This window comes from Chamaesiphon sp. VAR_48_metabat_135_sub, from assembly GCF_031418915.1.
GTDB lineage: Bacteria > Cyanobacteriota > Cyanobacteriia > Cyanobacteriales > Chamaesiphonaceae > Chamaesiphon.
In genome coordinates, this window is sequence record NZ_JANOJV010000007.1 from 1 (window position 1) to 11,400 (window position 11,400).

11 protein-coding genes are annotated in these 11,400 nt (G+C 41.7%); 4 read left to right on the plus strand and 7 right to left on the minus strand.

Annotated features, from left to right (window positions below):
• From RMO55_RS00195 to nusB, 3 genes are all read right to left on the minus strand, one after another.
• Positions 1-1,164 (minus strand): PP2C family protein-serine/threonine phosphatase (locus tag RMO55_RS00195; RefSeq protein WP_310421688.1); only part of this gene is annotated, 1,164 nt, incomplete at its 3' end.
• A gap of 12 nt (positions 1,165-1,176) precedes the next feature.
• Entirely contained in the window at positions 1,177-2,673 is a 1,497-nt protein-coding gene (gene ftsY / locus RMO55_RS00200; RefSeq protein WP_310421692.1) for a signal recognition particle-docking protein FtsY, read from the minus strand.
• Positions 2,674-2,743: 70 nt separating this feature from the next.
• On the minus strand, positions 2,744-3,412 hold the full coding sequence (nusB, locus tag RMO55_RS00205) for a transcription antitermination factor NusB (RefSeq protein WP_310421695.1): 669 nt from the start codon (positions 3,410-3,412) through the stop codon (positions 2,744-2,746).
• A gap of 142 nt (positions 3,413-3,554) precedes the next feature.
• Between nusB and RMO55_RS00210 the strand changes: the two genes are divergently transcribed.
• The 4 genes from RMO55_RS00210 (at position 3,555) to RMO55_RS00225 (ending at position 6,649) form a co-directional block, all read left to right on the plus strand.
• Positions 3,555-3,854, plus strand: a complete 300-nt coding sequence (locus RMO55_RS00210) for a type II toxin-antitoxin system HigB family toxin (RefSeq protein WP_310421698.1) — start codon at positions 3,555-3,557, stop codon at positions 3,852-3,854.
• On the plus strand, positions 3,838-4,242 hold the full coding sequence (locus tag RMO55_RS00215; protein WP_310421700.1) for a transcriptional regulator: 405 nt from the start codon (positions 3,838-3,840) through the stop codon (positions 4,240-4,242). Before RMO55_RS00210 ends, RMO55_RS00215 begins: the two co-directional genes overlap by 17 nt.
• Positions 4,243-4,365: 123 nt before the next feature.
• Positions 4,366-5,130: a DUF3153 domain-containing protein gene (locus RMO55_RS00220; protein WP_310421702.1), complete on the plus strand. Its 765-nt coding sequence runs from the start codon at positions 4,366-4,368 to the stop codon at positions 5,128-5,130.
• Positions 5,131-5,239: 109 nt separating this feature from the next.
• Entirely contained in the window at positions 5,240-6,649 is a 1,410-nt protein-coding gene (locus RMO55_RS00225; RefSeq protein WP_310421704.1) for a phospholipid carrier-dependent glycosyltransferase, read from the plus strand.
• Positions 6,650-6,719: 70 nt separating this feature from the next.
• On the opposite strand, the gene RMO55_RS00230 is transcribed toward RMO55_RS00225, so the two are convergent.
• The 4 genes from RMO55_RS00230 to secD all read right to left on the minus strand — a co-directional run bounded on the left by RMO55_RS00230 (position 6,720) and on the right by secD (position 11,174).
• Positions 6,720-8,039, minus strand: a complete 1,320-nt coding sequence (locus RMO55_RS00230; RefSeq protein ID WP_310421706.1) for a (Fe-S)-binding protein — start codon at positions 8,037-8,039, stop codon at positions 6,720-6,722.
• Positions 8,040-8,162: 123 nt separating this feature from the next.
• Complete coding sequence (locus RMO55_RS00235) at positions 8,163-8,597, minus strand: hypothetical protein (protein ID WP_310421708.1); 435 nt, start codon at positions 8,595-8,597, stop codon at positions 8,163-8,165.
• 5 nt (positions 8,598-8,602) lie between these two features.
• The gene (gene secF / locus RMO55_RS00240) at positions 8,603-9,562 is read right to left on the minus strand and encodes a protein translocase subunit SecF (RefSeq protein WP_310421711.1); all 960 of its coding nucleotides are present in this window, start codon (positions 9,560-9,562) and stop codon (positions 8,603-8,605) included.
• A 205-nt stretch (positions 9,563-9,767) separates the two neighbouring features.
• Positions 9,768-11,174 (minus strand): protein translocase subunit SecD, encoded by a 1,407-nt coding sequence (gene secD, locus RMO55_RS00245; RefSeq protein ID WP_310421713.1) that lies wholly within the window; start codon positions 11,172-11,174, stop codon positions 9,768-9,770.
• Positions 11,175-11,400 lie beyond the last annotated feature (226 nt).

The following is an 11,400-nucleotide window of genomic DNA, read 5'->3' on the forward strand; positions in this document are numbered from 1 at the left end:
ATCAGTGTAGTAAATGATGGTATCCCCTTCATAAAGCTGAACTCGATCTTCTTCGTATCGAGAATCGACATCTAACCCGATTAACGCCCCTTGGGTATCCAAGCGCGAAATCCGATCTGTAGCTGCTTCCCAGTATAGGGGCGGATTGTGGGCGGCGTTGGTGTAGGTGAGGATTTTAGTTAGCGGATCGTATTCTGAATAAAATAATGTCACAAATCGACTAGAATTTTCTAGATCTTCATACATTACCCGATTGAGGTGCTGGAGGATACGTGCGGGGGAATGACCATTTAGTACCTCGGCGCGGAGCATCCCCCGTGTCATGGTCATAATTAGCCCTGCGGGGACACCTTTACCCATCACATCGCCGATCGTGATACTCCATTTACTGGTGATGGTATTATCATCTGGGTTGTTGGTGAGTCGATCGTAATTAGCAGGGATAAAATCATAGTAGTCGCCACCGACGTGATTAGCATTGAGATAACAGGCTGCTAATTCTAAGCCTGGAATATCTGGAAACTTTTTCGGTAATAATCGCTCTTGAATTTCGGCACCGATTTCTAATTCTCGATCGAGTCGTTCTTTCTTCCGCAATTCTACCGTTAATTCATCATTATGGATCGCGACGGCAGTTTGATCGGCAACTAATTGTAATAGTTTTTGGCGATCTTCCGTCCACTCATAATTCGGATTGCGGGTAAAGACGTATAGTCTACCCCTTTCGCCATTTTCGAGTAAAATTGCGGTCTTGAAAACCTTGACTCGATAGTCGAGATCGAGTTCGATTCGGCTCTCTAATTTTTCCCAAAAATCGGGATGGAAACTAATTTTCCGATCTTCAGATACATCTGTCAAAGTTTGGAAAATTGCTGACTCAATCCGCTGACGTAAATCGTTACAGTTCCCTTCGCCTTGACAATGCAATTGTTGAATCTGCAATTGACCAGTTTTTTTGAATATAATAATTGCTCCACCTTCACCGTCGGTCACACGGGTTATCATTAGGGGAATTAATTCCAAAAACTGATTCAGATTTTTAAAACTTCGCAGCGCGAAACCCAAATTACTCAGTAGCTCGTGAGTTTTCTTTTGTTGACGGTGGAGACTTGCTACTAATTCTTCCAGAGCAGCTACTGACATAATTTGTGGTTCATAATTCATACGGGGTAAGTCCTAACCACTTAATAAAGCCTCAACAAATTCATAGCTAGAAAATGGGCGTAAATCTTCGATACCTTCGCCAGCACCAACAAACCGAATTGGTAAACCCAGTTGTTGAACGACTGCTAGAGCCACGCCACCTTTGGCGGTACCATCTAACTTAGTTAATACTACACCACTTAACTTAGCTGCTTCGGCAAATACCTGCGCCTGACGCAAACCATTTTGTCCTAGAGTAGCATCAAGTACCAATAAAGATTCAACTTGGGCACCATTTGCTTGTTTATCGATAATGCGCCGGATTTTACTCAACTCATCCATCAGATTTTTTTTATTTTGCAATCTTCCGGCAGTATCGACTAATAGTAACTCAGTTCCTCGCGCTTGGGCGGCACTAATTGCATCGAAAACTACGGCGGCGGGATCGGTATTTTGTCCTGGATTGGCAATTACTTCAATTCCACTGCGTTCTCCCCATACTTTTACTTGTTCGACTGCGGCGGCGCGGAAGGTATCGCCAGCGGCAATTAAACATTGATAACCCGAAGATTTAGTCATGTGGGCAAGTTTTCCGATGGTGGTGGTTTTACCAACTCCATTTACGCCGACTAGCAACCAGATATTTAGTTCATTTTGAGTAGGTAAAAATTCGCTGCTGTAATTTTCTTGGAAAGGCTTATCGAGTAAGTCGCGTAAAATTTGTTTGAGGTAAGCGACTGCTTCATCTGGTGGTAAGGATTCCTGGCGTAATTTTGCCTGCAATGTCTCAATTACGTAGTCAGTTGCTTCGACACCAACATCGGCTTGAAGTAATAAAGTCTCGATCGATTCTACCGCATTTGCATTCAGTGGACCTTGACCGATCAGGGCTTTTAATTGATTGACAAATCCCCGTCGAGTTTTATCCAACCCCTGACGTAATTTTTTGAGCCAGTTAATCTCGTCTAATGATACCTGTTCTGGTGTCCGTCCGCGATCGGCCAGCACTTTCGCAGACCATAAGAAATCGTCATCTAGCTCTACATCAGCCGCAGGTGCCTCTGGTGCTTCAGGTTCTATCGCCGTAGCCTTGAGCTGTTCTAATCGCTGTTGACGGTCATCTCGCGCCCAAATGGGGATGCTTTCTTCGCTTGCTGGTGTGTCTTCCGGCTCGTCAACTGTTACATCGGTTTCGCTGTCGGCTGCTTCTAGATCTGGTTCAATATCGGGGCTATCTGTTTCGATTTTCAGCTCATCAACAGGAGCATCACTAGTTTCTACTGTGATTAATTCAGGCTCTGGCTCTACTAAGGATGCTGATTCCTGTTGCTGCTGAATATTTTGGTAGGCTGCTTTCGCCCAAGCTAAATAATCAGTCGCAACTTCCTCACTGACTGTCTGTGATTTCTCTTCCTCTTCTGACGCGACAAGTTCCTCTTCCTCTCCAGCAGATTCTTCTACCTGTTCGGTATCGGGTACTGACTCAGATTCAGATTTATCAAACTTCCGACGAAACCAATCGAAAACCATAATGAATAATGGGTTATGAATTATGAATTAGAACTTACGGGAGGGGGATCTTGGAGTAAATTAAAACATTTTACTCGTAACTTTCGACAGTTCCGAGACTTGCGCCTGGCTTTAATTGTTCGGTAACTCGACGTAAAACACCATTGATTAATTTCCGCCCTTGGTCATCGCTGTAACGCTTTGCCAGTTCTATTGCTTCATTAATAGCGATCCTTTCTTCTAAACCCATGTAGACTATTTCAGCTACTGCGAGTCTGAGAATATCTCGATCGATCTTCGGTAAACGACCTAGCTGCCAATCTACAATACTTTTACTCAAAAGTGTATCGATTTCGGTGGCTTCTTCCGTAGCTTTGACTAATAATTGCAATGCATAATTACGGACATCGGGACGATTAAAATTATTAATTAATTCTGGCATTTCTAAAGCGTGTCCCAGCCTGTCGATCGCCGATCGTACTAACTCGATCGCTTCTGTGGTCATCAGTCTAGCACTATCAACGTCACTAGCTCTAGTTTGACTATTCAATAGCCTGTCGTTACTGCGCTGTAATTCTGCTGTGGCTGCTTCTAATGCTTCTTGAGTCTCTTCTCTAAGGGTAGAGATTGCTTTTACCATCATCTCTTCCAAAGTTAGCTGAAACTCGCGTGGTTGTTCTCGCGCTATTTTCTTATGCGCCTTCGATAACTGGGGTAGGGCTAGCAGAGCTAACTCACGAGCGATAGTTTGAGCTTTCATAGAGACGGGTCGATTAGCGATGGCAAAGCCCCTGATTATACCATGAATAGAAACGAAAATGCAGGAGCTAAGTCGCGCACTAGTAATTTATTTAAGCAAATTTTAAAATCTATAAAATCGAGAAAAAGCTAAAATAACGAGTATGCGTCTAATTGCCATCAAAACCCTCAGAAACGAGGCTTACACATATCTCGATGCCAAAAAAGCTGTTGAAGCTTGGTATACAGTGATAAAAAGCTCCGATTGGTCTAGCTTGGAAGACATCCGTAAAGTATATCGAGATGCTGAAGCTGTTGGTAACTTTACTGTTTTCAACATCAAAGGAAATAATTATCGCTTAATTGTAGGTATTAATTATGTGAAACAGCGAGTTTACTTTAAATACTTTTTAACCCACGCTGAATACGATAAGGATGTCTGGAAAAATGACCCAAACTATTAATCTCAAAGTGTATAGTCAGCTTGTTGCAGAAGTAACGCCAAAGATAATTGAAACGGAGGCTGAGTACGAACAATTTTTAGCTGTAGCCGAACGATTGACATTTAAACAAGACCAAACCCCTGAAGAATCGGCACTATACGATCTCGTTACGATGTTAGTGGAAACTTACGAGGCACAACACTATACGATCGATGAGTCTTCTCCTGCTGAAATTTTACTACATATCATCGAATCTAGTGGCATAAATCGGACAGATTTAGTAGAAATTTTTAGCTCTAGCGATACTCTAACACAAGTGTTGGCGGGACAGAAGCCAATTAATACCGTTCAGGCGCAGGCTCTAGCGGAGCGATTTAAGCTATCTCCACAGCTATTTTTGACTCGGTAAACAGTTTGACGGTAATATTTCTCTTGAAAATGATTTAGGATTGAGGGCGGAATTTTGTAGTGAGTGCTTCCGCGAAAATAGCCCAGGATTCTGATAAGATCGATGCGATCGAGGAGCCTAATTATGAAGATTATAGTTAATAAATATAAATTTAATCGATTGCTGAGTCTAATTAATAGACAATTAGGGATCGTATTTTGTGCGATCGCGATCGTGCTATCTGGTTGTGTCAAGTATGATACTGGTGTCAATTTTTCTAGTCTCAATTATGGAGAGATTGTCGAACACATTCAACTTGGCGAACAATTAAATAGTTTCAGTCAAAATGCAGTCCAAACATGGGTAGCAAGTATCGAGCAGCGAGCGAGACAAGCGGAAGGGAAGATCGAGCGGTTGACAGATCGGGAACTCCAAGTAACTATTCCTTTTAATAATGCCCAAGATTTAGTCACTAAGATCGATCGATATTTTAATCCGAATCTGGCTAATACGGAATCTGGATCGAAGTTCAATTCTCACATGCAAATTAATCAGAGTAACTTCTTACTAGTAGTGAGAAGTCACCTGATCTATGATATCGATCTGCGCGCACTCTCGATCGAATCTAGCGATCCAAAAGTCTCTGTTGCATCGGATAATTTTGTCGATCTCGATTTTAGCCTCCAAAGCCCTTGGGGTGTAAAAAATAGTGATGCTCCTGGAAATATTGTTGGTGTCAAAACGACGAACGATCGTCAAATGACTTGGCAACTTAAACCTGGAGAAATCAATCATATCGACGCTATATTTTGGTTGCCTAATTCACTGGGAATCGGGGCAATATTTATTATTTTAATCAGTGGTGGTGGTTATTATCTTAAATACCGTCAACTACCTTGGCAGCTTTGATAATTGATAATTGCCATCTGAGTATGTCCGCGAGTCGAACCTTAAATAGCTCGATATTCGATGTTATTTTTTAATCTTGTTTACTACACCTTTACTGCTATAAAAGAGCTTGAATTTAGACACAGAAAGTAATCAAAAGCTTGCTACTAAGGGACTAATTATCGTTTTTGCGATATCGATAGTGCTGCGTTTTTGGGGATTGGGAAGATTCAATGTATTTGTATTCGATGAGATTTACTATGCTAAGTTCGCAAATAACTATCTCACGAATACACCATTTTTTAATTCACATCCGCCACTCAGTCAATATCTAATTGCGATCGGTATTTGGATCGGAGATCGACTACCTATCGGGCAAGATACCACAAATAATCTGACAGGCTCGTTGCATTCAACATTTAGTTATCGCTGGATGAATGCTTTTTTTGGTTCGTTGATTCCGCCACTAGTTGCTGGATTAGCTTATCAATTAAGTCAGCGGATGAGTTCTGCTTTTTTGGCTGCTTTATTTATTAGTCTAGATGGATTATTTTTAATTGAATCTCGCTATGCATTAAATAACATTTTCTTAGTTTTATTTGGATTATTGGGACAGTTTTTATTATTACTAGCTAATAGAAATAATCAAAAATATGACCGATTAATTATCCTAGGTGCTGGTATCTCTTTCGGTGCGTCAGTCTCTTGTAAATGGAATGGTTTGTCCTTTTTATTGGGTGCATATATTCTCATAATCATAGCAAAAGTATGGAGATCGATCGAGTCAAATCGCCAATCCTCGATCGTCACTAATTCCCAATTATTTAGATTAGCTAATATTCCTATAATTGAAGTTTTTATTAGCCTAGTAATTGTCCCACTTTTTACTTATAGTGTATTGTGGATTCCTCATCTAATTCAGAATCCAGAACCCAATTTTATCGATGTCCAGTGGTCGATTTTTAACTATCACGAACAAGTTAATAATGGCTCTGGTGTTCATCCATACTGTGCAAATTGGTATACTTGGCCGCTATTAATGCGTCCGTTAGCTTATTATTTTACAGAGTACAAACCAAACTATTATTACGATGTCCATGCAATGGGTAATCCACTATTATGGTGGTTGGCTCTGGCTGCAATTTTTGGATCGATTTGGATAATTATTAAAAATTCGTGGTTAATTATTCAAAATAATATTTTAGCACCGATTCGAGAACTCAATATTAGTTACATTAGCGTGCCATTATTTATAGTAGTTAACTATGCGGCTAATCTATTACCCTGGGTAAAAGTTACTCGCTGTTTATTTATTTATCACTATATGGGTGCCGTGTTATTTGCTATTATGGGTTTAGGATGGTTGGTAGATGTATCATTGCGGAGTAGTTCTAAATTATGGCAAGCAGCGGGATTGACAACGATTTTTAGTATCGCTGGTGCTTTTGTGTTTTGGTTGCCGATTTATCTGGGATTATCGATCGAGAAAAACGATTTACACTACCGACTATGGGATTTTTGGATCTTTAATTGGATCTAAATATTTCTACATTTTTGATTTCCGCAGCAGGTAGGGGTAATTCATGAATTACCCCTACCTGCTGCGGAAATCATGCATCAGTCTCTAATTTCAGTCCTCGGATTGATAGATCTAAAAGCTCGATCGGGTGTAGAATTTTAGTCTGATGACCTTGTAATTCTAAATGTTTGGCGATTTGCAGAGTACAACCAGGATTTGCCGAGGCGATAATTGTCGCTCCGGTATTGACTAGATTCTTAACTTTTAGAGTACCTAATTCGTTGGCTGTTTCTGGCTGGAGCATATTATAAACGCCAGCACTTCCACAACATAAGGCTGCATCTAACGGCTCTGTTAGTGTGACATTTGGGATTTGGTTGAGGAGTTGGCGGGGTTGGCTGCTAATTTTTTGTCCGTGCAATAAGTGACAAGCATCTTGATAAACTAGAGTGAGTCGATCGTTAGAGATGGGTGATAGTGGAGTAGTGAGTTTGGCTTCAACTAAAAATTCTTGGACATCTCTAACTTTAGCTGAGAAATCGATCGCTTTTTGAGCATATTCAGGATCGTCTTGCAGCAATTCGCCGTATTCTTTTAATGTATGTCCGCAACCAGCCGCATTGATAATAATAGCATCAACATTTGTTTCGGCAAAATTGTCAATCATTTGTCTAGCGAGGGTTTTTGCTTGTTCTTCTTCGCCTTGATGATGGGGTAAAGCCGCGCAACAGCCTTGAGATTGAGGGATGACTATTTCGCAACCATTAGCCGTCAAAACTCGAACGGTAGCTTGATTGACTCGATCGAAAAATAGCTTTTGAACGCAACCTAAAATCATCCCCACTCTATACCTTTTCGTACCTTGAGCGGGAATTAATTCGGGTAAAGTATCCTGAAACGTACTAAGAGACAATTCAGGAAGATTTGCTTCCATTCCCGCTAAGTGAGGCGAAACTTTTTCGAGGATTCCTGTCTGTTTAACAAGTTTTTGTAAGCCGAGTTTCTGATAAACAAATAGGGGAATCAGTAACAACCGCAGCCGATTTGGATAGGGAAATAAGCCAAAGATAAATTGTCGATATAACCGCTCTACTAATGGACGAGGATGATTGCGGGCAATTTGCGATCGCATCGACGTAATTAGTTTATCGTACTGCACCCCCGACGGGCAGGTAGTCGTGCAAGCCAAGCAACCAAGGCAACTATCAAAATGACTGACAACCGCAGGCGTAAGTTCGATTTCGCCCTTATTCAGAGCATCCATCATGTACACTCGCCCCCGTGGTGAATCCATCTCTGTACCCAAAACACGGTAACTAGGGCATGTAGAGAGACAAAACCCACAATGTACGCAAGCATCAATTAGTTTAGCTTCGGGCGGATGTTGGGTATCGAGAGTGGGAGACTGCATGATGGTAATTGTTGGAGCTAGTTAAATTAAATAGTGAGGTATGGGGTAAAGGGTAAAGGGTAAAGGGTAAGGGGTAAAGGGTAAGGGGTAAAGGTGGTTAAATCAATTTAATTGGTTTAACGATCAATTATCAATTGATTTAACTACCCATTTCCACAAAGGATGAGAACTACCTTGTTTGCGAATATTGCCAACTTGTTGGATTAGTCGCTGTTGTTCTTTTTTGGGTAAGCCCCAGATAATATTCCGACTTTGCCAAACTAAGGTACCAGTCATCATCCCCACACATAGACATAAACCAATCGCGGGAACAAGATTGAAGATCAGTCCATATTTGACAGCAGCCCAGGTAAAATCTTCTTGGATGAGACTTATAGGGTAGCGCAGTTCCCACAGGCTGTAGAGACCAATCGTGAACCACGTCAACGCGATTACTGCCCATCTACCATAGAGATTTAGACGGTAGAGATTATCGATTTGGTTTTTAAAAATCGGATCGAGTTCGATTTCTGGGGCTAATTCGGCGGGAGAAGATTCGATAGGATTTAGTCTAGACATAGATCCTAAGCGTCAGAACTCACCACTACTGCATCAGGTTTCATGGGATGATTTTTGCGCCACCAACCAAAGAGGGTACTAGCGATAAAAATACTAGAGTAAGCTCCTGCCGTAAACCCAATAATCAAGCACAAGGCAAAGTTTTTGAGGGTATCACCACCGAATAAGTAGATGGATAGCAGGGTGAGCAGAACTGTCAGAGTGGTGTTAATCGATCGAGACATGGTTTGATTGATACTATCATCTACGATCTGGTCAATTGGTTGGTCTGGATGGAGGCTAATTACTTCGCGGATTCGATCGTAAATAACCACTGTGTCGTTAACAGAAAAGCCGATAATTGTCAAGAGTGCGACGACAAATAAACTATCGATTTCGACACCACCAACTAAACCTAAGACTGAGAACACTCCAGTAGTAATTAATACATCGTGGAAGAGAGCGACAAAGGCAAAGAAAGCGTAGTCAAATTTAAAGCGGAAGGTTAGATATAATAGGATTAATCCAAATGATAACCCGATCGCAACTAAACCATTTTGGAATAATTCTTGCCCTAGAGTTGGCCCCACTGTATCATTCTGAGTTTTCTTGGGATCGAATTTACCAATTTTTTCGCTCAGAGCTACTTCTAGCTTTGTTCTCGCATCAACTTTGAGATCTTTAGTTCTGATCGATAAGCCTGTAGAATCTTTGCCAACTACCTGAATAATCGGATCGACAATGCCTTGATTTTTGACTAGTTCGCGGACAATAGCAATATCGATCGGTTTACAATTACTAGCAATAGAACAATCTAGTTCATACTGTAATTTAGATCCACCTGTAAAGTCTAATCCTCGGCGTAAAGGCGATCCAATCTCTGGATTCGTCCACGATAAGATCATCGAAACAATCCCTGTCAAAATGAGTAAGCTCGATAGCGTCCACCACCATTTACGCTGTTTGGTAACACTGAATTTTTTCATATAGTTGGATTTATTATTTATAATAGAGCTGAGATTTTTACCCCCAACGCCCTTATAAAGGGGGGCTTTACTCCCTCCCCTGCGTGGTGCGCTAACACGTGCCCTAGGAACGCGAACAGCGAGCGCATCCGTTTTACAAGGGGAGGGCTGGGGTGGGGTAAAATCTAGACATTTACACGAGAATTTTAGACGGATTAAATCAGTTTTACTTAGTTGCTAAACTGGGTACGTTTGGTGCAAACAACTGAGTTCTTTGACGCAAGGCTGGGAAACCTAATACTAATAACAGTAGAAAAGTGCGGGTACAAGTGAGGGAAGTAAATAGACTGATTGCTACCCCAACAGCCAAGGTAACAGCATATCCTTTTACTAATCCCGAACCGAGGAAAAACAACGCCCCGCAAGAAATAAGCGTCGTAACATGGCTATCCAAAATACTATCAAAAGCGCGGTGAAAACCAGACTCTACCGACTTGTACAAAGTTTTACCCGTCTGGAGTTCTTCACGAGTGCGCTCGAAGATCAGCACGTTAGCATCTACAGCCATCCCGATACTCAGAATAAATCCGGCAATTCCTGGGAGCGTCAAAGTTACATCCAGAATATTAAAAGCAGCTAGTGATAACAGCGTGTAAATTACTAAGGCAATGTCAGCTACGATCCCAGGTAGTCGATAGTATACACCCATGAAAATGGCTACCAATGCTAATCCACCGAGTCCAGCATAGATACTGCTTTGAATGCTATCTCGTCCGAGTGTTGCGCCTACTGTGCGATTTTCGACGATTTCGACAGGAACTGGGAGCGAACCACCTCTGAGTTGCACTGCCAAATTTTGGGCGGTTTCGGTGGTAAAGTTACCTGTAATTACTGCCTTACCGCCAGTAATACCCGTAGCGGCAAATGTAGGGCCGACAGTCGGGGTACTAATTGGGACATTATCTAAGAAGACACCGATCGATCGACCAGTTCCGGCTAAACTTTTAGTCATCTTGGCAAAAGCCTCGCCACCAGCACTATCGAATTCTAGTGCTACTTCCCAAGCGTCAGCCGATAGTGGTTGTGGGCTAGCATTAGTGAGCTGTTTACCAGTAATTGTTGCTTTGTCGAATAATTTACTAATCTCAGTATATTGTTTCTCGATCGTGACTTGATTTTCGGCGATCGCTTGCTTATCTGTAGATTTAGTTTTTTTGAGGATTGCTTGTTTGGCTTTCGCCTCATTGAGGACTGCCAGTTCCGCGCCTAATTGTCCTTCGGTACCTACTTTTTGCTCGCGAAATTCGAGTTGGGCGGTACCACCTAATACTCGTTCTGCTTGTTGAGGATCGTTGACACCAGGTAATTGAACTAAAATCTGATTATTCCCCGCAGACTGGATCAGTGCTTCGGATACACCCAAACCATTAATCCGATTTTCGATCACCTTTTGGACAGCATCGATATCCAGTTGACTAATCGTCGGATGTTCTTTGGTAGGTTTCACCTGAATAGTCAATTGCGAACCTCCTTGCAAATCTAATCCCAAGCGCATCGGCTTATTAAATAGCAGCGTAATCGCGGCGATAACGAGGACTATAATTAAGCCTAAAATAACTCGCTGTTTTTGCATAGTAAATATAGATTAGTTATTTTAATTGAGGGGGGAGGGGGAGTTTGGAGAGGAGGGAGGAGATTTAGAAAATATCAATGCCCGAATAACTAATAACTAATGACTAAGTATTAGAATCATTCCTCCCTCCCCGCTCCCCGCTCCTCGCTCCCCGCTCCCCGCTCTTCTAGAGTTTACCATCAACCATTTTTTCGATCGCTTCAGCAATCTGTGGTGGTTGAATAAT

Bases quoted from the DNA above. Each gene is read 5' to 3' on its own strand.
- secF (WP_310421711.1), bottom strand. From the start codon at position 9,562: ATGAAAAAATTCAGTGTTACCAAACAGCGTAAATGGTGGTGGACGCTA.
- nusB (WP_310421695.1), bottom strand. From the start codon at position 3,412: ATGAAAGCTCAAACTATCGCTCGTGAGTTAGCTCTGCTAGCCCTACCC.
- ftsY (WP_310421692.1), bottom strand. From the start codon at position 2,673: ATGGTTTTCGATTGGTTTCGTCGGAAGTTTGATAAATCTGAATCTGAG.
- secD (WP_310421713.1), bottom strand. From the start codon at position 11,174: ATGCAAAAACAGCGAGTTATTTTAGGCTTAATTATAGTCCTCGTTATC.
- RMO55_RS00235 (WP_310421708.1), bottom strand. From the start codon at position 8,597: ATGTCTAGACTAAATCCTATCGAATCTTCTCCCGCCGAATTAGCCCCA.
- RMO55_RS00215 (WP_310421700.1), top strand. From the start codon at position 3,838: ATGACCCAAACTATTAATCTCAAAGTGTATAGTCAGCTTGTTGCAGAA.
- RMO55_RS00210 (WP_310421698.1), top strand. From the start codon at position 3,555: ATGCGTCTAATTGCCATCAAAACCCTCAGAAACGAGGCTTACACATAT.
- RMO55_RS00220 (WP_310421702.1), top strand. From the start codon at position 4,366: ATGAAGATTATAGTTAATAAATATAAATTTAATCGATTGCTGAGTCTA.
- RMO55_RS00230 (WP_310421706.1), bottom strand. From the start codon at position 8,039: ATGCAGTCTCCCACTCTCGATACCCAACATCCGCCCGAAGCTAAACTA.